The organism is Streptomyces sp. NPDC048523, from assembly GCF_043199815.1.
Taxonomy (GTDB): domain Bacteria; phylum Actinomycetota; class Actinomycetes; order Streptomycetales; family Streptomycetaceae; genus Streptomyces.
Map to the genome: position 1 here is coordinate 14,451 of NZ_JBICWQ010000010.1, position 24,977 is coordinate 39,427.

Consider the following 24,977-nt stretch of genomic DNA (forward strand, 5'->3'; position numbering starts at 1 on the left):
GCGCGCCGCCGTTCCTACACGTAACCCAGGCCGCGGCAGAGACCGGCCAGATCGTCGGGAAGCCCGTTGATGTCCGGCAGTCCGCGGTGGGGCTGGATCACGCCGGAGGAGATCTTCTCGTGCCAGTCCCCGAGGAACATCCGGAACGATCCGTGATCCTGACTTCCGTAGTTCAGCATGCCGGCCTCCCACGGTATTCCCAGGTACTCGCAAATATCCTTGGTGACGACATCGGGAGACTTCGTCAGATCCTCGTACCGGACGGTGATGCCGTCCAGGTGTGCACGAGCCTCTGTCAACTCTTCGATCATCGGAGAGATCTGTCCGAAGGCGCTGCTTCGGATCCTCGCCTCGATTTCCTCGGGACTGTGGGGGAGCGCCATATCGACCGCCCTGTCGCGGAAGATATTGGACAGGGAGTCCATGACGTGTACCGGGTGGCGGAGCAGGAATATGTACCGGGCCCGGGGCCAGCATTCGGCGATCCGCCTCCACATGGCGACGTTCCCCGGTGTCTTCTCCACCAGGACGTCCTTCCCGCTCTGCTTGAGCTGGTGATCGAGAAGGCGGTCCCAGAGCAAGTGCTCCAAGTCGGTGGTCGAGAGACCCAGTTCGGCTGCCGCCGCGTTCGCGGGTTCCGTGGCGAGCTTGACCTCGATCCCACCCAGGTGCAGCTCGTGTCCGGCGTGAACCTGGGAATGTGTATTGAGTACACATCGGAGCAGCGTGGACCCCGACCGTACGGTGGAAATGATGAATACCGGAGATTCTACGAGCCTGGCAGCGGACTCGCGGGATGCGTCCGCGGGGGTGTTCACAATGAGCTCCTTGGTAAACGATCCGAGAGCAGGGATCCGCCTGGGTCACGGGACGCTACCGGGGAGGGGCGGATCAGGGCTGGACCCGCCCTGTATTCGAAACTGCCTCTTCCGGGAGTGCATGGTACGGGCGAAAGGGCACGACGGGATTGGGCCTGGCTGACGCAACGGATTTGTGGAAATCGATGTCGCCGCAGAAGCGGCTCCAGCGTCGAAGCGACCTTCTGGCAGCCGCAGCTTCCGTGGAGGCTGCTGCCCGGGTCTTCGTTTTCGCCCACGACCTTGCCCGCGCCAGCGGCCGCGCCCGTGAGTTCGATCGCGCTTTCGACCTAGACCTCGACCACGCCCTTGACCTCGCCCGCGACCTCGAGCGCGCCAGCGAGTTCGTCCGCAACCTCGATCTCGAACATGGCCTCGCTTTCGACCAGACCCTCAATCTTGCCCGCGACCTCGACCGCAATCTCGTCCGCGCCCGCGACCACGCCCTCGCTCGTGCCCGCGACCTCGACCTCGGACTCGACCACGCCCATGCCCACGCCCTCGGCCAAGCCCTCGACCCTGCCAATGACTTCATCGAAGCTCATGACAACCTGATCGATGCGGCAACTAACTTGCTTAGCGCCGATCTCGCTGCTGTGGATTTCGTTGAGAGTGGGCAGCTCGTATCCGCAGAGCATCCGTGGAGGACCCCCGTGGATCCGGAGTCAACTTCACCAAGGGAAACCGGCAGGGTGAGCGGCTAGGTTGCCAACCCCTGGGGCGGAACTACCAGCCTCGCTTGCGCCACTCCGCGAGGTGGGGCCGCTCCGTGCCGATGCTGGTGTCGTTGCCGTGGCCGGGGTAGATCCACGTCTCGTCGGGCAGGACATCGAACAGCCTGGTCTCCAGGCCGTCCATCAGGGAGTTGAACTCTTCCGGACGTGTTGTCCGACCAGGGCCGCCCGGGAACAGGCAGTCCCCGGTGAACACATGGGGATGCCCGTGCGGGTCGTCGTAGACGAGGGCGATCGAGCCGGGCGTGTGGCCGACCAGGTGACGCGCGGTCAGCTCGACGTGCCCCACGCGGATGACGTCGCCGTCGTCGACCGGCACGTCGGTGGGGACGGGGATGCCGTCGGCGTCGTCCCGGCCCGCGTACGTACGCGCGTGGGTGGCCGCGACGACCGCCGCGAGGGCCTGCCAGTGGTCGCCGTGCTGGTGGGTGGTGACGACGGACGCGATGCCGTCGTCACCGATCGTGCCCAGCAGGGTGTCCGCGTCGTTGGCGGCGTCGATCAGCAGTTGCTCGTCGGTGGCCCGGCAGCGCAGCAGATAGGCGTTGTTGTTCATCGGGCCGACCGCGATCTTGGTGATCATCAGGTCCTTGAGCTCGTGCACGTCGGCGGGCCCGCCGACCGTCACCTGTCCGCTGTACGTCATGGCGGCAGCCTATAGCGGCGGCAGCGAGGGGAGGGTGCCGCCGTGAACGGTCAGTGCCGAGCCGTCGCGGCGGCCGGCGAGCCAGCCGAGCAGGTCGGCCTGGCGGCCGGTGACGACGAGCGCGGGATCACCGGAGCCGCCCGTCGGGATCCTGCGGCCGTCGTCCTCCTGGAGGAAGAGCGCGGGTACCTCGGGATGACCCCGGAACCGCTCCGTCAGGAAGTTGATCTCGCGCTGCGTGAACTCCTCCGAGAGGTCCTCCAGCTCGTACCCGATCCCGAGGTCCACGTGATGCAGTTCCACCTCGACCCACCGCCGGAACGGCACCCGCGACGCCGAATCGGTGACCCCGTTGCGCAGCTCCACCGTGCGCGACCAGTCCGCCGGGGCGGCCGCGACCTTGTCGAAGCGGGCGGCGCTCGCGCGAAGGTCGGCCAGCTGGACGTCGAGGAGGCGCGGGGCGTCGCGCTCGATGTCGGCGTCGCGCGCTTCCGCCGAGGGGTACATGGGCTGCCCGCGCAGAACGTTCACCAGGGCGTCGGCATTGCGGGAGAGGTGCGCGAGGACATGGCCGCGGCTCCAGCCCGGCAGCCGTGACGACTGCGTCACGGCCGCGTTGTCCATCGTGGCGGCTGCGGTCAGCAGCCGCTCGGTCGCACCCCGTACAGACTCCAGGTCATGAGCGTGATCAATCATGCTGCTGACCCTAGCTCCGCCACACCTTTGGGTGAAGGTGGTGAAGCTGTGCCGTAAATCGAATGCACGTGCTATATGGTCGGATGCGGCGTCGGGCATGCTGGAAGGCCGGGGATTGTTATGCATCCGGGAATCCGACCGGCGTTGTCAGTGGCTCCCCCTAGTCTGAAGAAGCACGGGGGCCCCGCCCCTGTCACTTCTCTCAAAGAAAGGTGCGGACCGGCGTGGCCGACCGTCTCATCGTCCGTGGCGCGCGCGAGCACAACCTGAAGAACGTCTCGCTCGATCTGCCTCGCGACTCGCTCATCGTCTTCACGGGCCTGTCCGGGTCGGGCAAGTCCTCCCTGGCCTTCGACACCATCTTCGCCGAGGGCCAGCGTCGCTACGTGGAGTCGCTCTCCTCGTACGCCCGCCAGTTCCTCGGTCAGATGGACAAGCCCGACGTCGACTTCATCGAGGGCCTGTCGCCCGCGGTCTCCATCGACCAGAAGTCGACCTCGCGCAACCCGCGCTCGACGGTCGGCACCATCACCGAGGTCTACGACTACCTGCGTCTGCTCTTCGCGCGCATCGGCAAGCCGCACTGCCCCGAGTGCGGCCGCCCGATCTCGCGCCAGTCGCCGCAGGCCATCGTGGACCGGGTCCTGGAGCTGCCGGAGGGCAGCCGCTTCCAGGTGCTCTCGCCGCTGGTGCGGGAGCGCAAGGGAGAGTTCGTCGACCTCTTCGCCGATCTCCAGACCAAGGGTTACAGCCGCGCGCGGGTGGACGGCGAGACCGTCCAGCTCTCCAACCCGCCCACGCTGAAGAAGCAGGAGAAGCACACCATCGAGGTGGTCATCGACCGCCTCACGGTGAAGGAGTCCGCCAAGCGCCGTCTCACCGACTCGGTGGAGACCGCCCTCGGCCTCGCCGGCGGCATGGTCGTGCTCGACTTCGTCGACCTCCCCGAGGACGACCCCGAGCGCGAGCGCATGTTCTCGGAGCACCTGTACTGCACGTACGACGACCTGTCCTTCGAGGAGCTGGAGCCCCGTTCCTTCTCCTTCAACTCGCCCTTCGGCGCCTGCCCCGACTGCTCCGGCATCGGCACGCGCATGGAGGTCGACCCGGAGCTGATCGTCCCCGACGAGGACAAGTCCCTCGACGAGGGCGCCATCCACCCCTGGTCGCACGGGCACACCAAGGACTACTTCGGCCGTCTGATCGGCGCCCTCGCGGACGCGCTGGGCTTCCGGACGGACATCCCCTTCGCCGGGCTGCCCCAGCGCGCCAAGAAGGCACTTCTCTACGGCCACAAGACGCAGATCGAGGTCCGCTACCGCAACCGGTACGGCCGCGAGCGGGTCTACACGACCCCCTTCGAAGGGGCCGTCCCCTTCGTCAAGCGCCGGCACAGCGAGTCCGAGAGCGACGCCAGCCGCGAGCGCTTCGAGGGCTACATGCGCGAGGTTCCCTGTCCCACCTGTGAGGGCACACGTCTGAAGCCGCTCGTCCTCGCGGTCACCGTCATGGGCAAGTCGATCGCCGAGGTCTCCGGCATGTCCATCAGCGACTGCGCGGACTTCCTTGGTGAGCTGAAGCTCAGCGCCCGTGACAAGAAGATCGCCGAGCGGGTGCTCAAGGAGGTCAACGAGCGGCTGAAGTTCCTGGTCGACGTCGGCCTGGACTACCTCTCGCTGAACCGCGCGGCCGGCACCCTCTCCGGCGGCGAGGCCCAGCGCATCCGCCTGGCCACCCAGATCGGCTCAGGACTCGTCGGCGTCCTGTACGTCCTCGACGAGCCGTCCATCGGTCTGCACCAGCGCGACAACCACCGCCTCATCGAGACCCTGGTCCGGCTGCGCGACATGGGCAACACGCTCATCGTCGTCGAGCACGACGAGGACACCATCAAGATCGCCGACTGGATCGTCGACATCGGCCCCGGCGCGGGCGAGCACGGCGGCAAGGTCGTGCACAGCGGCTCCCTGAAGGAGCTGCTCGCCAACGCCGAGTCGGAGACGGGCCAGTACCTGTCGGGCAAGAAGGCCATCCCGCTGCCCGACATCCGCCGCCCCCTGGACCCGTCCCGGCAGCTCACCGTGCACGGGGCCCGCGAGAACAACCTCCAGGACATCGACGTGTCCTTCCCGCTGGGCGTGTTCACCGCGGTCACCGGCGTCTCGGGCTCCGGAAAGTCGACCCTGGTCAACGACATCCTGTACACCCACCTGGCGCGCGAGCTCAACGGCGCGAGGAGCGTCCCGGGCCGGCACACGCGCGTGGACGGCGACGACCTCGTCGACAAGGTCGTGCACGTGGACCAGTCGCCCATCGGCCGCACCCCGCGATCGAACCCGGCGACGTACACCGGCGTCTTCGACCACGTCCGCAAGCTGTTCGCCGAGACCACCGAGGCGAAGGTCCGCGGCTACATGCCCGGTCGCTTCTCCTTCAACGTCAAGGGCGGCCGCTGCGAGAACTGCGCGGGCGACGGCACCATCAAGATCGAGATGAACTTCCTCCCGGACGTCTACGTCCCGTGCGAGGTCTGCCACGGTGCCCGGTACAACCGGGAGACCCTGGAGGTCCACTACAAGGGCAAGTCCATCGCCGACGTCCTGAACATGCCGATCGAGGAGGCCACGGAGTTCTTCGAGGCCGTCCCCGCGATCGCCCGCCACCTCAACACCCTCAAGGACGTCGGCCTCGGCTACGTCCGTCTCGGCCAGGCCGCGACCACCCTGTCCGGCGGTGAGGCCCAGCGCGTGAAGCTCGCCAGCGAGCTCCAGAAGCGGTCCACCGGCCGTACCGTCTACGTCCTGGACGAGCCGACCACCGGTCTGCACTTCGAGGACATCAGCAAGCTGCTGAAGGTCCTGTCGGGCCTGGTCGACAAGGGCAACACCGTCATCGTCATCGAGCACAACCTCGATGTGATCAAGACGGCCGACTGGGTCGTCGACATGGGGCCCGAGGGCGGCGCGGGCGGCGGTCTCGTCGTCGCCGAGGGCACGCCTGAGGAAGTCGCCGGAGTCCCGGCCAGCCACACCGGCAAGTTCCTGAGGGAGATCCTCGGCGCCGACCGGATCAGCGACGGGACCTCGGTGAAGGCCCCGCGCAAGGCACCGGCCAGGAAGACGGCCGCGGCGAAGAAGACGGTCGCCGCCAAGTCCACGGCGAAGAAGACGGCGACGGCCAGGACGACGGCGACCAAGAAGGCCGCCGAAGCCACCAAGAAGGCCACGCCGGCCAAGAAGGCGACCCGGGCCCGCAAGGCCTGAGTCGCCCGGGGCGGCGAGCCCGAGCACATCTGGAACAGACAGGAGCGGTGCCCCGCGGGAACTCCCGCGGGGCACCGCTCGCTCTGTCATCAGCCCCGGATCGACGCACCGGCCCCGTCCACCGGCACCCCTCTCCGGCCTACAGCTCGCCCAGCTCGGACGCGTACGGCGGCTGCGCACCGGCTCGTGAGCAGGTGATCGCGGCCGCGCGTGCCGCGAACCGCAGCAGCCGGGCCCAGTCCTCGACCCCCAGGCAGGCAACCGCCTCCGGGGACAGTGCGTCGAGGCCGGCCAGGCCGTGCAGCAGGGCGGCGTTCACCGTGTCGCCCGCGCCGATCGTGTCCACGACGTCGACCTTCTCGCCCGGCACCGGCAGCACCGCCCCGTCCCGGGTGAACACGGTCAGCCCGTCCCCGCCCTGGGTGACGACGACGGCCGAGGGCCCCGCGGCCAGCCACTCACGCGGGGTGCCGCCCAGCCACCGCGCGTCCTCCTCGGAGAGCTTGAGCAGCGACACCGACGGCAGCCAGCTCTTGAACCGGGCCCGATAGGCGTCCGCGTCGGGGATCAACCCGGTCCGGATGTTCGGGTCCAGCGCGGTGAACACACCCTGCGCGGCCGCCGTCCCCAGCAGCTCCTCGTAGGCGCTCGCCCCCGGCTCCAGGACGAGCGAGCAGGTGCCGAAGGACACCGCGCGCGTACCGGCGGGAAGTTCGGCGGGGGCGGCGAACAGCCGGTCGGCGGTGCCGTCGACGTAGAAGGAGTAGGCGGCCGAGCCGTTGGTGTCGACCGTGGCGACGGCGAGCGTGGTCGGCTCCGTACCGCGCTGCACGGCGGACACGTCCACCCCCGCCTCCCGGAGCCCGTCGAGCAGGGCCTCGCCGAAGGCGTCGTACGAGATACGCGAACAGAAGGCGGTGGGGGAGCCGAGCCGGCCGAGGGCCACGGCGGTGTTGTAGGGGCCGCCGCCGAGCGCCGGCTTGAGACCTGCCAGGGCACCCGTGCCCTGCGGGACCAGATCGATGAGGGCCTCACCAGCGACGACGATCACGAAACCGTTCCTTTCTGAGAATGCGAGGGCTGCGAGGGCCGCGCCCGCTGTCCGGAGTCGGAGCAGCCGCACGACGTGCGATGCACGAACGTGCAGTCGAGGCGCACGGTCCGGGCGGGCCGGTCCGGCCTTTCGAGCCGTTCCAGCAGCACACGGACCGCCTGCGCGCCGATCTCCCTGCTGGGCTGGGCGATGGCGGTGAGGCGGGGCGAGAACAGATCCGCCCAGGCGAAGTCGTCGAAGCAGCACAGGGCGAGGTCCTCCGGTACCGAGAGGCCGTGTTCGCGCAGGGCGCGCAGGGTGCCGATGGTCATCGCGTTGTTGGCGGTGACGAGGGCGGTGGGCGGCGCGGCGAGGGCCAGCAGGGCGCCGGTGGCCCGTTCGGCTCCGGCGGCCTCGGAGTCGCCGTGGACGACCAGCTGGTCGTCGTGGGGGAGACGGGCGGCGGTCAGGCCCTGCCGGTATCCGGCGATCCGCTCGGCGGTGGTGCTCAGGCCGGGCAGGCCGGCCACCAGGCCGATGCGCCGGTGCCCGAGTCCGGCGAGGTGGGTGACCAGCCCGGCCGTCGGCTCGGTGTTCTCGGCGCAGACCTGGTCGAAGCGCTGCGGGCCGCTCCCGCCCACATCGTCGATCACCCGGTCCAGGAACACCGTCGGGACCTCGTGGCGCCCGAGGTAGGACACGAGCTCGCGCGGGTCGGCGGAGGGCGCGACGATCATGCCGTCCACGCGCCGCTCGTGGAGCAGCTGGGCGACCTTGCGCTCGTGCACGGGGTCGTCGTGCGGATCGGCGATGAGCAGGCTGTACCCGTGTTCCAGCGCGCCCGCCTCGACGCCCTGGAGGATCTCCGTGAAGTACGGATTGCTGATCGCCGACACCGCGAGCCCGATGGAGCGGGTCCGGGAGGTCACCAGGGAGCGGGCGAGGGTGTTGGGGGTGTAGCCGAGCTCGTCGACGGCGTCCAGCACGGCCTGGCGGGTGTGGGGCAGGACCGGCCGGGTGCCGTTGAGGACGTGCGAGACGGTCGCCACGGAGACTCCGGCGCTGCGTGCCACGTCGGCCATGGTCGGCATCGGGTTCCCCTCCCGGAACGGCGCACTTGCGGGGCACCGGAACAGTGGCCCACGGCCGGGAAGGTATCCCATTCAGCGGTGCACGTAAACGCTTGCGCAAACGTTTACGTCATGTCACCGGTCCGACGGCACCGCCTCCTGCTCCCAGTCCCACCCGATCCCCACGGCCCCCGACCGCACCCGTGGCTCGACCAGGTGGACCGAGTGGTGGCGGCCGGTGAGGGACAGTTCCTGGCGGCCGCTGCGGGGCGCGGCGGGGGAGTGCTGGGCGAAGCGGTGGCAGCGCACCGGCAGGGCGTTCTCGTCGAACCGGACCTGGAGCGCGTACTGCCCGCCGGGCGAGCCGAAGCCGCGCGTGTACTCGCGGGACACCCCGGCCGTGCCGTCCTCGACGCCGTAGCGGAACAGGAAGGTGTCCCCGGCCCGCAGCCGGGCGTCGAGGAGCAGCTCGGCCACGAGCACCCCGGTGTCGTGGTGCGAACGCACGCGTCCCGTACGGCAGTTCTCCAGGGCGTGCACGGTCATGCGCTCCGGCACGCACCCCGGGTCGCCGTGGTGGACGGCGATGAAACGGTCGACGCCCTCGCGGTGGGCGCGCACGATGTGGTGCGACTCGCGGCTGCGCAGCTCACGGCGCGCCCCGATGCCTATGCGTTCGTGATGGCCGAGGGTGTGCAGCCCGCCGTCGGGCGGCGCGTCCAGTTCGCCCAGCAGTTGTCCGAGAATGTCCGAGGCCGCGAGGAGGGAGCGGTAGGAGCGGGTCGCGGGCCGCTCGGCGGCCGACCGCTCCTCGTCCTCGGCGAGCAGCCGGATCAGCGACTCCTCCGGCAGCTGAAGGATCTCCTCCAGCGCCCGTACGGCCCGTAGCGACTCGGGACGCTGCGGGCGCCGGGCGCCCTGCTGCCAGTAACTGAGGCTGGTGACACCGACCTTGACCCCGTAGCGCGACAGATGGTGCTGGACGCGCTGGAGCGGCAGCCCCCGCGCGGCGATCGCCGCGCGCAGCGCGACATGGAAGGGGCCGCCGCGCAGGGCCGAGTCCAGTTCCGCGTCGGCGACGCTCACGTCGTCCGCGTGCTGTGTGGCGTGCGGCATGCAGGGGCCTTTCTGTGCAGGTCCGGGCGGCTGGTCAGGCCGTTCGCGAGGGTGTGCCGGGGCCGTCCGTGGCAGTGCCGGGGAGGCTTCACATCCGTACGCCGTCGTTCCCGGCCCCGAGTTCCCCCGCATTGAAGCGTGTTGACCAAGTCCCGACAACACCTGTCGCCGAACGGTGGTGCACTCCCGGCCGCCTGCGGGCCGGTTCCACCGCCACGTCGAAGCCGCTCTCGCCGTCCAGGTCGAGGACGCCCTGATGGCCGAGGGCCGCTCCAACGCCGGCATCGGCCGCCGCCTGTGGCGTCAGGGGCCGTCCGGCGGAGGCGGGCGTCAGAACGCCGCGATCGGAGCGGTGGCGCGTTCCCGGCGGGCGAGGGCGGGCAGCACCGGAAGGAAGCCGTGACGGGCCACGGCGATACGGGTGAGGCAGTCGGTGACCGCGGCGGAGGCCCCGGCGGGCACCGACGGAGTGGGACCTCCAGACTGACGGCCAGGTCGTCGAGGTGGACCACGAGTTCCACGAGACGGGTGAGCAGGCACTGGTCGAGCGGCAGGACGTGGACGAACACACCGACGGGCCGGTCGGGCGGCATGGCCGGCAACTGCGCCGCGAGCCGGGCACGAGCGGTGTCGAACGCCTCGGCCAGGGCGTCGGGTCCACCGGCCGCCTCCTGCTCGCCCAGCTCGCGGATCCGCAGCGGCACCGCGTCGTCCGGATCCGGCGCCGGGCCGACACCGGCCAGGAAGTACGTGACCGCGTCAACGGGAGTCCGATCTGCGGGGGGTGGCGAGGCGAGCCGGCGCTCGACGTTGAGAACGGCTCGGGCCAGATGGCCGGCCAGGCCGCTGACCGGAAACGGTCCGGTGCACTCGGCCGCTCCCAGCGTTCGGCCAGTGCCGGCGAACGCAGCAGCCCGGACGTGACCTCGGCGGTGTCGAGAAAGGCGGAGATCACCCCGGGAGGCCGGCGGCCGGCCCGATGCGTGGCCACCGGCCGTTGTCCACAGGCTCACCGGACTGTCAGCCCTCGCCAGTAGGGTGTGAGACATGGCCGACCCCTCCAGCTACCGCCCCAAACCCGGGGAGATCCCGGACACTCCCGGGGTGTACAGGTTCCGCGACGAGCACCGCCGGGTGATCTACGTCGGAAAGGCGAAGAGCCTGCGCCAGCGCCTGGCGAACTACTTCCAGGACCTGGCGAGCCTGCACCCCCGCACCCGCACGATGGTGACCACGGCCGCCTCCGTGGAGTGGACGGTGGTGTCCACGGAGGTCGAGGCCCTCCAGCTGGAGTACTCCTGGATCAAGGAGTTCGACCCCCGGTTCAACGTCAAGTACCGCGACGACAAGAGCTACCCGTACCTCGCGGTGACGATGAACGAGGAGTTCCCGCGCGTGCAGGTGATGCGCGGCCACAAACGCAAGGGCGTGAGGTACTTCGGGCCCTACGGGCACGCGTGGGCGATCCGCGACACCGTCGACCTCCTGCTGCGTGTCTTCCCCGTCCGCACCTGCTCCGCCGGCGTCTTCAAGAACGCCACCCGCACCGGCCGCCCCTGCCTCCTCGGCTACATCGGCAAGTGCTCGGCACCCTGCGTCGACCGCGTCTCCGCCGACGAACACCGCGACCTCGCCGAGGAGTTCTGCGACTTCATGGCCGGCCGTACCGGCACCTACATCCGCCGTCTGGAGAAGCAGATGACGGATGCCGCCGAGGAGATGGAGTACGAGCGGGCGGCCCGGCTGCGCGACGACATCGGGGCCCTGAAGAAGGCCATGGAGAAGAGCGCCGTCGTGCTCGCCGACGCGACCGACGCCGACCTGATCGCGGTCGCCGAGGACGAGCTGGAGGCCGCCGTCCAGATCTTCCACGTGCGCGGCGGACGCGTGCGCGGACAGCGCGGCTGGGTCACCGACAAGGTCGAGGAGATCACCACCGGCGCCCTCGTCGAGCACGCCCTCCAGCAGCTCTACGGCGAGGAGAAGGGCGACTCGGTCCCCAAGGAGGTCCTCGTCCCGGCCCTGCCCGAGCCGGTCGAGCCGGTCCAGGAGTGGCTGACCGAGCGCCGCGGCTCGGGGGTCTCCCTGCGCATCCCGCAGCGCGGCGACAAGAAGGCCCTCATGGAGACCGTGCAGCGCAACGCGCAGCAGGCCCTCGTCCTCCACAAGACCAAGCGCGCCTCCGACCTGACCACGCGCTCGCGTGCCCTGGAGGAGATCGCCGAGGCCCTCGACCTGGACAGCGCACCGCTCCGGATCGAGTGCTACGACATCTCCCACCTCCAGGGCGACGACGTGGTCGCGTCCATGGTCGTCTTCGAGGACGGACTCCAGCGCAAGAGCGAGTACCGCCGCTTCCAGATCAAGGGCTTCGCCGGACAGGACGACGTCCGGTCCATGCACGAGGTGATCTCCCGTCGCTTCCGGCGCTATCTCGCCGAGAAGGAGAAGACGGGCGAGTGGGTGGACGACCTCCCCGAGGAAGGCACCACCGAGAACGGCCTCAAGGACGACGACGGCCGCCCCAAGAAGTTCGCCTACCCGCCCCAGCTCGTCGTCGTCGACGGCGGACAGCCCCAGGTCGCCGCCGCGAAGAAGGCCCTGGACGAGCTCGGCATCGACGACATCGCCGTCTGCGGCCTCGCCAAGCGCCTGGAGGAGGTCTGGCTGCCGGGCGACGACGACCCGGTCGTGCTGCCCCGCACCAGCGAAGGCCTGTACCTTCTCCAGCGGGTCCGTGACGAGGCCCACCGCTTCGCGATCACCTACCAGCGCACCAAGCGGGCCCAGCGCTTCCGGTCGAGCCCGCTCGACGACGTCCCCGGTCTCGGGGACACACGCAAGCAGGCCCTGCTGAAACATTTCGGGTCCTTGAAGAAACTACGATCCGCCACCATCGACCAGATCTGCGAGGTCCCCGGCATAGGCCGCAAGACGGCCGAGACGATCGCCGTGGCCCTCGCCCAGGCGGCCCCGGCCGCGCCCGCCGTGAACACGGCGACTGGAGAGATCATGGATGAGGAGGAACCCGGCACCACGGGTTCCGGCGGGGACCCCGTGACGGCGGGCGCCCCGGACGAACGACGGGGGCAGGAGACATGAATGTGAACGAGCACGAAGAACAACAGGGCCAGAGCGGAGACGACGCACAGGTGAGTACGGGCGCGCCCGCCGATGCGGCCGGAGTCCCGGAGGCGGCCATCCCCGAGCTGGTGATCATCTCGGGCATGTCCGGTGCCGGCCGCTCCACCGCCGCGAAGTGTCTCGAGGACCTCGGCTGGTTCGTCGTCGACAACCTCCCGCCCGCGCTGATCCCCACCATGGTGGAGCTCGGCGCCCGGTCCCAGGGCAATGTCGCCCGGATCGCGGTGGTCGTCGACGTCCGCGGCCGGCGCTTCTTCGACAACCTCCGCGAGTCCCTCGCCGACCTGGAGGCCAAGCACGTCACCCGGCGGATCGTCTTCCTGGAGTCCTCCGACGAGGCCCTGGTGCGCCGCTTCGAGTCCGTGCGCCGCCCGCACCCCCTGCAGGGCGACGGCCGCATCGTCGACGGCATCGACGCCGAGCGCGAGCTCCTGCGCGAGCTGCGCGGCGACGCCGACCTGGTCATCGACACCTCCAGCCTCAACGTGCACCAGCTGCGCGCCAAGATGGACGCCCAGTTCGCCGGCGAGGAGGAGCCCGAGCTCCGTGCCACCGTCATGTCCTTCGGCTTCAAGTACGGCCTCCCGGTCGACGCCGACCTGGTCGCGGACATGCGGTTCCTGCCCAACCCGCACTGGGTCCCGGAGCTGCGCCCCTTCACCGGCCTCAACGAGGAGGTGTCGGCGTACGTCTTCAACCAGCCCGGCGCCAAGGAGTTCCTCGACCGGTACGCGGAGCTGCTGCGCCTCATCGCGGCCGGCTACCGCCGCGAGGGCAAGCGGTACGTGACCATCGCCATCGGCTGCACCGGCGGCAAGCACCGCTCGGTCGCCACGTCGGAGAAGCTCGCCGCGCGCCTCGCGGCCGAGGGTGTGGAGACGGTGGTCGTACACCGGGACATGGGACGGGAATGACCGCACGTAGTCCGCGGCTGAGCAGGCTGCGCCGGGTCGTCCCCGAAGGGCGGGCGACCCGGACCGTCGAGATCCGCGGTGCCCGGCCCCGCCGGCGCGGTGCCCAGCCCAAGGTGGTGGCGCTCGGCGGCGGCATGGGCCTGTCCGCCTCACTCGCCGCCCTGCGCCGGATCACCGGCGACCTCACCGCCGTCGTCACCGTGGCCGACGACGGCGGCTCCAGCGGGCGCCTGCGCGACGAACTGGGCGTGCTGCCGCCCGGCGACCTGCGCAAGGCGCTGGCCGCGCTGTGCGGTGACGACGAATGGGGCCAGACCTGGGCCCGGGTCATCCAGCACCGCTTCCAGTCCAAGGGCGACCTGCACGAACACGCGGTCGGCAATCTGCTGATCGTCGCCCTGTGGGAGCAGCTCGGCGACCACGTCCAGGCCCTCGACCTGGTCGGCAGACTCCTCGGCGCGCACGGGCGCGTGCTGCCCATGTCCGCCGTACCCCTGGAGCTCCAGGCCCTGGTCAAGGGACACGACCCGGACCGGCCCGAGGACGTGGAGACCGTGAGGGGACAGGCCACGGTGGCCCTGACCCCGGGCGAGGTGCAGTCGGTGCACGTGGTGCCGCACGACCCGCCGGCCGTCCCCGAGGTGCTGGAGGCGGTCCGGGACGCCGACTGGGTCGTCCTCGGCCCCGGCTCCTGGTTCTCCTCGGTCATCCCGCACCTGCTGGTGCCCGAACTCCTGGACGCCCTCACCCAGACGAAGGCGCGCCGGGTACTCTCCCTGAACCTTGCACCGCAGCCGGGAGAAACCGATGGCTTCTCCCCGCAGCGTCATTTGGAGGTTTTGGGACGACACGCCCCTAAACTCGCCCTGGACGTGGTGCTGGCCGACCAGGCCGCCGTGCCCGACCGCGATTCCCTGACCGATGCCGCCAAGCGGTTCGGCGCCGCGGTCGAGCTGGCGCCGGTGGCCCGGCCCGACGGGACCCCGAGGCACGACCCGGAGCTGTTGGCCGCCGCGTACGACCGTATTTTTCGGATGCATGGAAGGATCGGCCCATGGCGATGACGGCAGCGGTGAAGGACGAGATCTCCCGGCTCCCCGTCACCCGGACCTGCTGCAGAAAGGCGGAGGTCTCCGCCATCCTGCGGTTCGCCGGCGGCCTCCACCTGGTGAGCGGGCGCATTGTGATCGAGGCGGAGCTGGACACCGCGATGGCGGCCCGCAGACTCAAGCGGGACATCCTGGAGATCTTCGGCCACAGTTCCGAGCTGATCGTGATGGCACCGGGCGGACTGCGCCGCGGTTCGCGTTACGTCGTCCGGGTCGTGGCCGGCGGTGACCAGCTGGCCCGCCAGACCGGCCTGGTCGACGGCCGGGGCCGCCCGATCCGGGGGCTGCCCCCGCAGGTCGTCTCCGGTGCCACCTGTGACGCCGAGGCCGCCTGGCGCGGAGCCTTCCTGGCGCACGGCTCGCTCACCGAGCCCGGCCGCTCCTCGTCCCTGGAGGTGACCTGCCCCGGCCCCGAGGCCGCGCTCGCCCTGGTCGGCGCCGCCCGCCGCCTCCAGATTCCCGCGAAGGCCCGCGAGGTGCGCGGCGTGGACCGCGTGGTCGTCCGGGACGGTGACGCGATCGGTGCCCTGCTCACCCGGCTGGGCGCCCACGAGTCGGTGCTCGCCTGGGAGGAACGCCGGATGCGCCGCGAGGTGCGGGCCACGGCGAACCGTCTCGCCAACTTCGACGACGCCAACCTGCGCCGCTCCGCGCGGGCGGCCGTCGCCGCCGGTGCCCGGGTCCAGCGCGCCCTGGAGATCCTCGGCGACGACGTGCCCGAGCATCTCGCGGCCGCGGGCCGACTGCGCATGGACCACAAGCAGGCATCCCTCGAGGAGCTGGGCGCGCTCGCCGACCCGCCGCTGACCAAGGACGCCGTCGCCGGCCGGATCCGCCGGCTGCTGGCCATGGCCGACAAGCGCGCCTCCGACCTCGGCATCCCGGGTACGGAATCCAGCATCACCGAGGAGATGGCCGACAACCTGGTCGGCTGACCCTTCGTCACCTCGCCGGTGCCGACGCCCACTTGGGTGGTCGGCACCGGCGTTCGTGTGTCCCGCGCCGACGTTTACGCATCCGTGAGGCACCCTTGACTGGATCATGAACTGTCATGAGCCTGGCATCTGTTCGCTGCTGTGGCGGACCACCGCAAGGGGGGCTCATGAGACGAAGAGCGAGACCGATCCTCGCCGTTGGCGTGCTCCTGCTCGGCGGCGCGGGCCTCGCGCCCGTCGCCCAGGCCGCGCAGAGCGCCAGTTCTCCTGATCCGAACGAAGTCAAGGTCTTCCGCGCCGAGGTCACCAGCGGGCAGGTACCCCTGCTGCTGGCGGCCGGGCAGGACGGCCACGAACTGAGCGAACAGGTGCCCGCGAAGGGCACCGCGACCGTCGAGGTCTACCTGACCGACCAGGAGGCCCACAAGCTCGAAGGGCAGGGCGTCGAGCTCACCGAACACACCCTGACCGCCAAGGCCGAGGCGCGCGTGGACAATGCCGCCGAGGGCGTGTTCCGGCCGTACAGCGGAAGCGGCGGGCTCCGGGAGGAGATCCTCGCGACCGCCCGCGCCAACCCCGGCCTCACCAAGGTCGTCTCCATCGGCAAGACCGTCAACGGCCAGGACATCCTCGCGCTCAAACTGACCAAGAACGCGAAGAAGTCCAAGGACGGCGCCAAACCCGCCGTCCTCTACATGTCCAACCAGCACGCGCGCGAGTGGATCACGCCGGAGATGACCAGGCGGCTGCTCCACCACTACGTGGACGGTTACCGGACCGACAAGCGCCTCAAGAAAATCGTCGACTCCACCGAGCTGTGGTTCGTCCTGTCGGCCAACCCCGACGGCTACGACTACACCTTCCGGCACGACGACAACCGCCTGTGGCGCAAGAACCTGCACGACAACAACGGCGACGGCACCATCGCCGTCGGCGACGGCGTCGACCTCAACCGCAACTTCTCCTACAAGTGGGGCTACGACAACGAGGGTTCGTCCCCCAACCCCACCAGCGAGACCTACCGCGGCACGGCCCCGTCCTCCGAGCCCGAGACCAAGGCGCTGGACGCCTTCGAGAAGCGGATCGGCTTCACGTACGGCATCAACTACCACTCCGCCGCCGAACTCCTCCTCTACGGCGTCGGCTGGCAGGTGGCCACCGACACGCCCGACGACGTCATGTACAAGGCGCTCGCCGGCACCCCGGACAACTCCGCGATCCCCGGCTACCGTCCGCAGGTCTCCTCGGAGCTGTACACCACCAACGGCGAGGCGGACGGCCACGCGTCGAACGTCAACGGCCTGGCGATGTTCACCCCCGAGATGTCGACCTGCCAGACCGCCTCAAACCTCGACCCGAACGACCAGTGGAACGCGGCGGACTGCCAGTCGGTCTTCAACTTCCCGGACGACGAGAAGCTGATCCAGCAGGAGTTCGAGAAGAACATCCCCTTCGCGCTCTCCGTCGCCGAGTCCGCGGCCAGGCCCGACCAGCCGAAGTCCTCGCTCGGCCTGAAGGCCGCCGACTTCACCCCGAAGACGTTCACCACGTCCTACTCGCGCGGCGCCGACCAGGAGGTCTCCGTCGTCGTCCGCAAGTCGGTGGGCGACAAGGAGCTCAAGTACCGCGTCAACGGCGGCCGTACCAAGGACAGGACGCTCAGGGCCTGGAAGGGCGGCGAGACGTACGGCGGTGAGGACAACCTGTACTTCGACGAGTACCGGGCCAAGGTCCCCGACGGCGATCCCGGCGACAAGGTCGAGGTCTGGTTCACCGGCCGGACGAAGGGCAAAAAGCCCACCTCCAGCGCGCACTTCACCTACACCGTGGCCGAGCGGCCCCGCGCGGACGTGCTCGTGGTCGCCGAGGAGGGCGCGACCGCCACGCAGGCGCAGACGTACGTGGACGCGCTGAAGGCGGCCGGACGCAAGGCGATCGTCTGGAACGTCGCCACGCAGGGCGCGCCCGACGCGCTCGGTGTGCTCGACCACTTCAAAACCGTCGTCCACTACACGGGCGCGACCGTCCCGGGCAACCCCACCCAGCTCCAGCTGCGCGCCTTCCTGAACGAGGGCGGCAAGCTGATCGAGGCGGGCGAGCGGGCCGGCGGCAGCGTCGACCTGGGCGGCGGCACCCTGTCGAACGACTTCAGCCAGTACTACCTGGGCGCCTACACCCGTACGACCCTGCCGGGAGCCACCGCCTTCCAGGGCACCGGCAAGCTCGCCGGAGCCGGCGCCGGCCTCGGGGCCGCCCCCGGCAACCCGCTGGACGCCGCCGGATCCTTCAGCGTCACCTCGGACAACCTGCCCGCGGCGACCTTCCCGCAGTTCACCAGCGCGGGAGCCGGCACCTACCCCGGCACGCCCAACCCGTACGGACCGTACGAGGGTGCCTCCATGGCCGCCGTCACGCACAGCGACTACGCCTGGAACCGCCTCGCCCGCACCGTCGACCTCACCCAGGTCACCGCCGCGCAGGCACCCACCCTGCGCACCCGGCTCCTGTGGGACACCGAGGAGGGCTACGACCACGCGGTCCTGGAGGCGCACACCGCCGGGGCCGACGACTGGACCACGCTCCCGGAGAAGAACGGCGCCACCAGCAACGCCGTACCCGCCGAGTGCGAGGCCGGGTTCTTCATCGCCGCCCACCCCGCGCTCAAGCGGTATCTGACGCAGGGCGCCGACGGTTGCACGGCCTCCGGCACCAGCGGCCGGTGGAACAGCCTGACCGGGGCGTCGGCCGGCTGGCAGGAGGTCTCCTTCGACCTATCCGCGTACGCGGGCAAGAAGGTCGAGGTCTCCCTCAGCTACATCACCGACCCGGGCTCCGGCGGCCGCGGTGTCCTCGCCGACAACGCGTCCGTGGTCATCGGCGGCCAGGCCGTGGAGACCGAGGGCTTCGAGACCTCGCTCGGCGCGTGGAGCGTGCCCGGACCACCCGCGGGCAGCCCCGCGGTCGTGAAGGACTGGGGACGCGCCGGAGAGCTGTTCAAGACGTACGGCGCGGTCACCACGGACGACACCGTGCTGCTGGGCTTCGGCCTGGAGCACGTCACCGCGGCGGCCGACCGCACGGCACTTCTCACCAAGGCGCTCGCGGCCATCGGCGGGTGAACCCGGGATGACCCGACGCGGTCGTTCCGGGTGACCGGAGCTTTCGGTCCGGGGCGGTCCGTACCCCTACTGGCGGGTACGGACCGCCCTGCCGTGTATGGGGCATCTCGATGTCACTGCGCCGGGCTCAGGGAGGTAGGGTCGGGGGTGGTCGGGGACATCCCATACAGCTCGCCGGATTCGAACCCGGCGTACCAACGAGGAGATCGGTTTCGTGACGATCCGCGTAGGCATCAACGGCTTTGGCCGCATCGGTCGTAACTACTTCCGCGCGCTGCTGGAGCAGGGTGCTGACATCGAGATCGTGGCTGTCAACGACCTGGGTGACACCGCGACCACCGCTCACCTGCTCAAGTACGACACCATCCTGGGCCGCCTGAAGGCCGAGGTGTCGCACACCGCCGACACGATCACCGTCGACGGTCACACCATCAAGGTGCTCTCCGAGCGCAACCCCGCCGACATCCCGTGGGGCGACCTCGGTGTCGACATCGTCATCGAGTCGACCGGCATCTTCACGAAGAAGGCCGACGCCGAGAAGCACATCGCCGGCGGCGCCAAGAAGGTCCTCATCTCGGCTCCGGCCAAGGACGAGGACATCACCATCGTGATGGGCGTCAACCAGGACAAGTACGACGCGGCCAACCACCACGTCATCTCCAACGCCTCCTGCACCACCAACTGTGTGGCGCCGATGGCCAAGGTTCTGGACGAGAACTTCGGCATCGTCAAGGGCCTGATGACGACGGTGCACGCGTACACGAACGACCAGCGGATCCTGGACTTCCCGCACTCGGACCTGCGCCGCGCCCGCGCCGCCGCCGAGAACATCATCCCGACCACGACGGGTGCCGCGAAGGCCACCGCGCTGGTGCTCCCGCAGCTCAAGGGCAAGCTGGACGGCATCGCGATGCGCGTCCCGGTCCCGACCGGCTCGGCCACCGACCTGGTCGTGACGCTGCAGCGCGAGGTCACCAAGGACGAGGTCAACGCCGCGTTCAAGAAGGCCTCCGACGACGGCGACCTCAAGGGCTTCCTGACCTACACCGAGGACCCGATCGTCTCCTCGGACATCGTCGGCGACCCGTCGTCCTGCACCTTCGACTCCTCCCTGACCATGGTCCAGGAGGGCAACACGGTGAAGATCCTCGGCTGGTACGACAACGAGTGGGGCTACTCCAACCGCCTCGTCGACCTCACGGTCTTCGTCGGCAACCAGCTCTGATCGACCGATCAGGCACCTAGGTGTGTGAGCAGGGCTCGGGCAGCGCGAGGACGCGTTGCCCGAGCCCTGACTCACGTGATCAGCTTTCCTTCGATCCAGAGCCCTCCTCAGGAGTCCCCTTCATGAAGACGATCGACGAACTGCTCGCCGAAGGCGTGGCCGGCAAGCGGGTCTTCGTCCGCGCCGACCTCAACGTGCCGCTGGACGGCACCACCATCACCGACGACGGCCGTATCCGCGCCGTCCTGCCGACCGTGAAGGCCCTCGCCGAGGCGGGCGCCCGCGTGGTCGTCGCCTCCCACCTGGGCCGCCCCAAGGGCGCCCCGGACCCGGCCTTCTCCCTCGCCCCGGCCGCCGCCCGTCTCGGTGAACTCCTGGGCGCCTCCGTGGCCTTCGCGACCGACACGGTGGGCGAATCGGCCGGCGCCACGGTCGCGGACCTCTCCGACGGCCAGGTCGCGGTCGTCGAGAACCTCCGCTTCAACGCCGGCGAGACCGCCAAGGACGACGCCGAGCGCGGCGCCTTCGCGGACCAGCTCGCCGCCCTCGCCGACGTCTACGTCGGTGACGGCTTCGGTGCCGTGCACCGCAAGCACGCCTCCGTCTTCGACCTCCCGGCCCGGCTGCCGCACTACGCCGGCTACCTGATCGCCACCGAGGTCGGCGTCCTGAAGAAGCTCACCGACGAGGTCCAGCGGCCCTACGTGGTCGTGCTCGGCGGCGCCAAGGTCTCCGACAAGCTCGCCGTCATCGACCAGCTGCTCGGCAAGGCCGACCGCATCCTCATCGGCGGCGGCATGGCCTTCACCTTCCTCAAGGCCAAGGGCCACGAGGTCGGCGCCTCCCTCCTCCAGGAGGACCAGATCCCGGCGGTCCTGGAGTACATCGAGCGCGCCGAGAAGACCGGTGTCGAGCTGGTCCTGCCGGTCGACGCCGTGGTCGCCCCCGCGTTCCCGGACCTGAAGACCAAGGCCCCGGCCGACGCCACCACCGTCGCCGCGGACGCCATCCCGGCCGACCGGATGGGCCTGGACATCGGCCCGGCGTCCGGCAAGCTGTACGCCTCGAAGATCACCGACGCCGCCACCGTCTTCTGGAACGGCCCGATGGGCGTCTTCGAGCACCCCGAATTCGCCGAGGGCACCAAGGCGGTCGCCCAGTCTCTCCTCGACTCCTCGGCCTTCACGGTCGTCGGCGGTGGCGACTCCGCCGCGGCCGTCCGCATCCTGGGCTTCGACGAGAACGCATTCGGCCACATCTCGACCGGTGGCGGCGCCTCCCTCGAATACCTCGAGGGCAAGACGCTCCCCGGCCTCGCCGCACTGGAGGACTGACCCCGCATGACCACTCGCACGCCGATCATGGCGGGCAACTGGAAGATGAACCTCAACCACCTCGAGGCCATCGCGCACGTCCAGAAGCTCGCTTTCGCCCTCGCGGACAAGGACTACGAGGCCGTCGAGGTCGCCGTCCTGCCGCCCTTCACCGACCTGCGCTCCGTGCAGACCCTGGTCGACGGCGACAAGCTCAAGATCAAGTACGGTGCCCAGGACCTCTCGGCGCACGACTCGGGCGCCTACACCGGCGAGATCTCCGGTTCGATGCTGGCCAAGCTGAAGTGCACGTACGTGGCGGTCGGCCACTCCGAGCGCCGCCAGTACCACGCCGAGACCGACGAGATCGTCAACGCCAAGGTCAAGGCCGCCTACAAGCACGGCCTCACCCCGATCCTGTGCGTCGGCGAGGAGCTGGACGTCCGCGAGGCGGGCAACCACGTCTCCCACACCCTCGCCCAGGTCGAGGGTGGCCTCAAGGACCTCCCGGCCGAGCAGGCCGAGTCCGTCGTCATCGCCTACGAGCCCGTCTGGGCCATCGGCACCGGCAAGGTCTGCGGCGCCGAGGACGCCCAGGAGGTCTGCGCCGCCATCCGCGGCAAGATCGCCGAGCTGTACTCGCAGGAGCTGGCCGACCAGGTCCGCATCCAGTACGGCGGCTCCGTCAAGTCCGGCAACGTCGCCGAGATCATGGCGCAGGCCGACATCGACGGCGCCCTGGTCGGCGGTGCCTCGCTGGACGCCGAAGAGTTCGTCAAGATCGTGCGCTTCCGGGACCAGTGAGTAGGCCCTAGCGGCGATCCGTCGTACCCTTGCGGGGGCATGGCCCTGAAGGCCGTGCCCCCGTCGTTCACCCGAATCCGAGAGAGTTGGTCCAGCCGTGGTTATGGGGTTCTCGATCGCCCTGATCATCTTCAGCGGCCTGATGATGCTGCTGGTGCTCATGCACAAGGGCAAGGGCGGCGGCCTCTCCGACATGTTCGGTGGCGGCATGCAGTCGTCCGTCGGTGGTTCCTCGGTCGCCGAGCGCAACCTCGACCGGATCACCATCGTGGTCGGTCTGCTCTGGTTCGCGTGCATCATCGTGCTCGGTCTCCTCATGAAGACGAACAGCTGAGCGGTCACACCACACACAGCACGTCCATTCCGCACGTAAGGCCCCATGTTCGGTACGCGCACCTGAGCGCGGCCTATCATGGGGCTTGCGTCTAGGTGTGGGAGCTGTAACTCCAATCACTGGACGCGCGTTGGGCCTTACGTAGACTGAGGCGCTCGCAACGAAGCGACACGTCGACTCGCTTCGCGGCACCATCACGCAGGGAGTTACGACCGTGGCAAGTGGCAACGCGATCCGAGGTAGCCGGGTCGGGGCGGGGCCGATGGGCGAAGCCGAGCGGGGCGAGTCCGCGCCCCGTCTGCGCATCTCCTTCTGGTGCTCCAACGGGCACGAGACGCAGCCCAGCTTCGCCAGCGACGCGCAGGTCCCCGATACCTGGGACTGCCCGCGCTGCGGCTTTCCCGCCGGACAGGACCGGGACAACCCGCCGGACCCGCCGCGCACCGAGCCGTACAAGACGCACCTCGCGTATGTACGGGAGCGGCGCAGCGACGCGGACGGCGAGGCGATCCTCGCCGAGGCGCTCGCCAAACTGCGGGGCGAGATCTAGGAGTCGAGAACCGGCCGGGCACCGAGGGGTGCCTGGCCGGAGCGGTTTCACGGCCGCCGCCCGGCCGTTGTCAGTGGTGACCTCTACGGTGTGTGCATGGGTTCGTGATGCGCGGGTCGGGAGGGGAGCCGTGGTGGCGGTCGAGATGGCGGGCGGGTGCGCGCCCGTGCGGCACCGGGACGCGTCATCGCCCGCGGCTGCCTGCCCTGGCGTGTTCCGGCCAGCTCTTCGACATCGCCTCACCGCCCGGTCCGCAGTGGCCTTCTCCGTCCCCTCGCTGATACCCGTGCGCCGCGCGCACGTACCTGTGGTTGCGCCGGGCGCCGACGCCGGCACGGCTCGCGCCTCGCGATGATCAACTAGGTTGGAACAGCTGGGACAGGCACGAAAGAAGGCTGAAGTCGGACATGAACGCAGACGGCCGTACCAGGCTCAACCGGACACCCGAATGGACCGCGCTGGCCGAGCACCGCGAGGAGCTCGGCGAGGTGCGGCTGAGGGAGCTGTTCGCCGCCGACCCCGGGCGCGGCACCGGCTACACACTGCGGGTCGGTGACCTGTACGTCGACTACTCCAAGCACCTGGTCACCGACGAGACGCTGCGGCTGCTGCGTGAACTCGCCGCCGCGACCGACGTCTTCGGCCTGCGGGACGCCATGTTCCGCGGCGAGAAGATCAACACGACCGAGGACCGGGCCGTGCTGCACACCGCTCTGCGCGCCCCGCGCGACGCGGTGATCGAGGTCGACGGGGAGAACGTCGTCCCGGGCGTGCACGCCGTGCTCGACAGGATGAGCGACTTCGCGAACCGGGTCCGCTCCGGCGAGTGGACCGGCCACACCGGCAAGCGGATCAAGAACGTCGTCAACATCGGGATCGGCGGCTCCGACCTGGGCCCCGCGATGGCGTACGAGGTGCTGCGCGGCTTCACCGACCGCGACCTCACCGTCCGCTTCGTGTCGAACGTCGACGGTGCCGACCTGCACGAGGCCACCCGCGACCTGGACGCCGCGGAGACGCTGTTCGTCATCGCCTCCAAGACCTTCACCACGATCGAGACGATCACCAACGCCACCTCGGCCCGCGAGTGGCTGCTCGGTGAGCTGAAGGCCGGTCAGGAAGCCGTCGCCCGGCACTTCGTGGCGCTGTCGACCAACGCCGAGAAGGTGTCGGACTTCGGCATCGACACAGCCAACATGTTCGAGTTCTGGGACTGGGTCGGCGGCCGCTACTCCTACGACTCGGCGATCGGCCTGTCACTGATGATCGCCATCGGCCCGGACCGCTTCCGCGAGATGCTCGACGGCTTCCACCTCGTCGACGAGCACTTCCGCACCGCCCCGGCGGAGGCCAACGTACCTTTGCTGCTCGGCCTGTTGGGTATCTGGTACGGCAACTTCCACGACGCGCAGTCGCACGCCGTTCTGCCCTACTCGCACTACCTGTCCAAGTTCACCGCCTACTTGCAGCAGCTGGACATGGAGTCCAACGGCAAGTCGGTGGACCGGGACGGCAACCCGGTCCAGTGGCAGACCGGACCGGTGGTGTGGGGCACTCCCGGCACCAACGGGCAGCACGCCTACTACCAGCTCATCCACCAGGGCACCAAGCTGATCCCGGCGGACTTCATCGGCTTCGCCGAGCCGGTCGCCGAGCTCTCCGACGGGCTCAAGGCCCAGCACGACCTGCTCATGGCGAACTTCTTCGCCCAGACCCAGGCGCTGGCCTTCGGCAAGACGCCGGACGAGGTGCGGGCGGAGGGGGTGGCCGAGGAGCTGGTTCCGCACAAGACGTTCCGGGGCAACCACCCGACGACCACGATCCTCGCGAAGGAACTCACCCCGTCCGTCCTCGGCCAGCTCATCGCCCTCTACGAACACAAGGTGTTCGTCCAGGGCGCGGTCTGGAACATCGACTCCTTCGACCAGTGGGGCGTCGAACTCGGCAAGGTCCTCGCCAAGCGCGTCGAACCGGCACTCACCGGGGGCGCCGAGGTACCGGGCCTGGACGCGTCCACGAAGGCCCTGGTGGCGACGTACCGGGAGCTGCGCGGGCGGCAGTGAGAACGCGGACGCCGGGCCCCTTCCGAGAGGGACCCGGCGTCGACTGCCGTAC

At 69.7% G+C, this 24,977-nt stretch carries 20 protein-coding genes and 1 pseudogene; 12 read left to right on the forward strand and 9 right to left on the reverse strand.

Going from position 1 to position 24,977, the window contains the following annotated elements; genetic code table 11:
* Window positions 1–14: 14 nt before the first annotated feature.
* The 4 genes from ACGFWE_RS36720 to ACGFWE_RS36735 form a co-directional block, all read right to left on the reverse strand.
* Entirely contained in the window at window positions 15–818 is an 804-nt protein-coding gene (locus ACGFWE_RS36720; RefSeq protein ID WP_393604479.1) for a sulfotransferase family protein, read from the reverse strand.
* Between the two features lie 329 nt (window positions 819–1,147).
* Entirely contained in the window at window positions 1,148–1,402 is a 255-nt protein-coding gene (locus ACGFWE_RS36725; RefSeq protein ID WP_393604481.1) for a hypothetical protein, read from the reverse strand.
* A gap of 181 nt (window positions 1,403–1,583) precedes the next feature.
* Window positions 1,584–2,237 (reverse strand): MBL fold metallo-hydrolase, encoded by a 654-nt coding sequence (locus ACGFWE_RS36730; RefSeq protein ID WP_352390580.1) that lies wholly within the window; start codon window positions 2,235–2,237, stop codon window positions 1,584–1,586.
* A gap of 9 nt (window positions 2,238–2,246) precedes the next feature.
* Window positions 2,247–2,933, reverse strand: a complete 687-nt coding sequence (locus tag ACGFWE_RS36735; RefSeq protein ID WP_352390579.1) for a maleylpyruvate isomerase family mycothiol-dependent enzyme — start codon at window positions 2,931–2,933, stop codon at window positions 2,247–2,249.
* A 224-nt stretch (window positions 2,934–3,157) separates the two neighbouring features.
* Between ACGFWE_RS36735 and uvrA the strand changes: the two genes are divergently transcribed.
* Entirely contained in the window at window positions 3,158–6,196 is a 3,039-nt protein-coding gene (gene uvrA, locus ACGFWE_RS36740) for an excinuclease ABC subunit UvrA (protein ID WP_352390578.1), read from the forward strand.
* Window positions 6,197–6,335: 139 nt separating this feature from the next.
* Here uvrA and ACGFWE_RS36745 read toward each other — a convergent pair whose 3' ends face one another.
* From ACGFWE_RS36745 to ACGFWE_RS36765, 5 genes and pseudogenes are all read right to left on the reverse strand, one after another.
* Window positions 6,336–7,247 (reverse strand): carbohydrate kinase, encoded by a 912-nt coding sequence (locus tag ACGFWE_RS36745; RefSeq protein ID WP_352390577.1) that lies wholly within the window; start codon window positions 7,245–7,247, stop codon window positions 6,336–6,338.
* Window positions 7,244–8,320, reverse strand: a complete 1,077-nt coding sequence (locus ACGFWE_RS36750; RefSeq protein ID WP_393604484.1) for a LacI family DNA-binding transcriptional regulator — start codon at window positions 8,318–8,320, stop codon at window positions 7,244–7,246. The genes ACGFWE_RS36745 and ACGFWE_RS36750 overlap by 4 nt, the downstream gene beginning before the upstream one ends.
* Window positions 8,321–8,434: 114 nt before the next feature.
* Window positions 8,435–9,415 carry a hypothetical protein gene (locus ACGFWE_RS36755; RefSeq protein ID WP_393604486.1) on the reverse strand — a complete coding sequence of 327 codons (981 nt, stop codon included), beginning with the start codon at window positions 9,413–9,415 and terminating at the stop codon, window positions 8,435–8,437.
* A gap of 330 nt (window positions 9,416–9,745) precedes the next feature.
* Window positions 9,746–9,877, reverse strand: coding sequence for a hypothetical protein (locus tag ACGFWE_RS36760; protein ID WP_352390596.1), 132 nt, complete (start codon window positions 9,875–9,877; stop codon window positions 9,746–9,748).
* Between the two features lie 86 nt (window positions 9,878–9,963).
* Window positions 9,964–10,464: pseudogene (locus tag ACGFWE_RS36765) on the reverse strand (maleylpyruvate isomerase N-terminal domain-containing protein); the annotation flags it as partial.
* Here ACGFWE_RS36765 and uvrC point away from each other — a divergent pair.
* From uvrC to pgi, 11 genes are all read left to right on the forward strand, one after another.
* A complete protein-coding gene (uvrC, locus tag ACGFWE_RS36770) occupies window positions 10,463–12,517 on the forward strand; it encodes an excinuclease ABC subunit UvrC (protein ID WP_352390574.1) in 2,055 nt (684 codons plus the stop codon). The pseudogene ACGFWE_RS36765 and the gene uvrC overlap by 2 nt on opposite strands.
* The gene (rapZ, locus tag ACGFWE_RS36775; RefSeq protein ID WP_352390573.1) at window positions 12,514–13,473 is read left to right on the forward strand and encodes an RNase adapter RapZ; all 960 of its coding nucleotides are present in this window, start codon (window positions 12,514–12,516) and stop codon (window positions 13,471–13,473) included. Before uvrC ends, rapZ begins: the two co-directional genes overlap by 4 nt.
* Window positions 13,470–14,537 (forward strand): uridine diphosphate-N-acetylglucosamine-binding protein YvcK, encoded by a 1,068-nt coding sequence (yvcK, locus tag ACGFWE_RS36780; protein WP_393604489.1) that lies wholly within the window; start codon window positions 13,470–13,472, stop codon window positions 14,535–14,537. The genes rapZ and yvcK overlap by 4 nt, the downstream gene beginning before the upstream one ends.
* Window positions 14,528–15,517, forward strand: coding sequence for a DNA-binding protein WhiA (whiA, locus tag ACGFWE_RS36785; RefSeq protein ID WP_352390571.1), 990 nt, complete (start codon window positions 14,528–14,530; stop codon window positions 15,515–15,517). The genes yvcK and whiA overlap by 10 nt, the downstream gene beginning before the upstream one ends.
* 167 nt (window positions 15,518–15,684) lie before the next feature.
* Entirely contained in the window at window positions 15,685–18,636 is a 2,952-nt protein-coding gene (locus tag ACGFWE_RS36790; protein WP_393604491.1) for a M14 family zinc carboxypeptidase, read from the forward strand.
* Window positions 18,637–18,850: 214 nt separating this feature from the next.
* Complete coding sequence (gene gap / locus ACGFWE_RS36795) at window positions 18,851–19,861, forward strand: type I glyceraldehyde-3-phosphate dehydrogenase (protein ID WP_007381239.1); 1,011 nt, start codon at window positions 18,851–18,853, stop codon at window positions 19,859–19,861.
* Between the two features lie 122 nt (window positions 19,862–19,983).
* On the forward strand, window positions 19,984–21,195 hold the full coding sequence (locus ACGFWE_RS36800; protein WP_352390569.1) for a phosphoglycerate kinase: 1,212 nt from the start codon (window positions 19,984–19,986) through the stop codon (window positions 21,193–21,195).
* A gap of 6 nt (window positions 21,196–21,201) precedes the next feature.
* Window positions 21,202–21,978 (forward strand): triose-phosphate isomerase, encoded by a 777-nt coding sequence (gene tpiA, locus ACGFWE_RS36805; protein WP_393604494.1) that lies wholly within the window; start codon window positions 21,202–21,204, stop codon window positions 21,976–21,978.
* A 103-nt stretch (window positions 21,979–22,081) separates the two neighbouring features.
* Window positions 22,082–22,312, forward strand: a complete 231-nt coding sequence (secG, locus tag ACGFWE_RS36810) for a preprotein translocase subunit SecG (RefSeq protein WP_031057628.1) — start codon at window positions 22,082–22,084, stop codon at window positions 22,310–22,312.
* Window positions 22,313–22,526: 214 nt separating this feature from the next.
* Window positions 22,527–22,862, forward strand: coding sequence for an RNA polymerase-binding protein RbpA (locus ACGFWE_RS36815; RefSeq protein ID WP_003957010.1), 336 nt, complete (start codon window positions 22,527–22,529; stop codon window positions 22,860–22,862).
* Window positions 22,863–23,269: 407 nt separating this feature from the next.
* The gene (gene pgi, locus ACGFWE_RS36820; protein WP_352390567.1) at window positions 23,270–24,925 is read left to right on the forward strand and encodes a glucose-6-phosphate isomerase; all 1,656 of its coding nucleotides are present in this window, start codon (window positions 23,270–23,272) and stop codon (window positions 24,923–24,925) included.
* Window positions 24,926–24,977 lie beyond the last annotated feature (52 nt).

What these genes read in the sequence shown, in the direction of transcription:
- ACGFWE_RS36725 (WP_393604481.1), bottom strand. Translation starts at nt 1,402, where the DNA reads ATGAGCTTCGATGAAGTCATTGGCAGGGTCGAGGGCTTGGCCGAGGGC.
- ACGFWE_RS36730 (WP_352390580.1), bottom strand. Translation starts at nt 2,237, where the DNA reads ATGACGTACAGCGGACAGGTGACGGTCGGCGGGCCCGCCGACGTGCAC.
- ACGFWE_RS36735 (WP_352390579.1), bottom strand. Translation starts at nt 2,933, where the DNA reads ATGATTGATCACGCTCATGACCTGGAGTCTGTACGGGGTGCGACCGAG.
- ACGFWE_RS36750 (WP_393604484.1), bottom strand. Translation starts at nt 8,320, where the DNA reads ATGCCGACCATGGCCGACGTGGCACGCAGCGCCGGAGTCTCCGTGGCG.
- ACGFWE_RS36755 (WP_393604486.1), bottom strand. Translation starts at nt 9,415, where the DNA reads ATGCCGCACGCCACACAGCACGCGGACGACGTGAGCGTCGCCGACGCG.
- uvrC (WP_352390574.1), top strand. Translation starts at nt 10,463, where the DNA reads ATGGCCGACCCCTCCAGCTACCGCCCCAAACCCGGGGAGATCCCGGAC.
- rapZ (WP_352390573.1), top strand. Translation starts at nt 12,514, where the DNA reads ATGAATGTGAACGAGCACGAAGAACAACAGGGCCAGAGCGGAGACGAC.
- yvcK (WP_393604489.1), top strand. Translation starts at nt 13,470, where the DNA reads ATGACCGCACGTAGTCCGCGGCTGAGCAGGCTGCGCCGGGTCGTCCCC.
- whiA (WP_352390571.1), top strand. Translation starts at nt 14,528, where the DNA reads ATGGCGATGACGGCAGCGGTGAAGGACGAGATCTCCCGGCTCCCCGTC.
- ACGFWE_RS36790 (WP_393604491.1), top strand. Translation starts at nt 15,685, where the DNA reads ATGAGACGAAGAGCGAGACCGATCCTCGCCGTTGGCGTGCTCCTGCTC.
- ACGFWE_RS36800 (WP_352390569.1), top strand. Translation starts at nt 19,984, where the DNA reads ATGAAGACGATCGACGAACTGCTCGCCGAAGGCGTGGCCGGCAAGCGG.
- tpiA (WP_393604494.1), top strand. Translation starts at nt 21,202, where the DNA reads ATGACCACTCGCACGCCGATCATGGCGGGCAACTGGAAGATGAACCTC.
- secG (WP_031057628.1), top strand. Translation starts at nt 22,082, where the DNA reads ATGGGGTTCTCGATCGCCCTGATCATCTTCAGCGGCCTGATGATGCTG.
- pgi (WP_352390567.1), top strand. Translation starts at nt 23,270, where the DNA reads ATGAACGCAGACGGCCGTACCAGGCTCAACCGGACACCCGAATGGACC.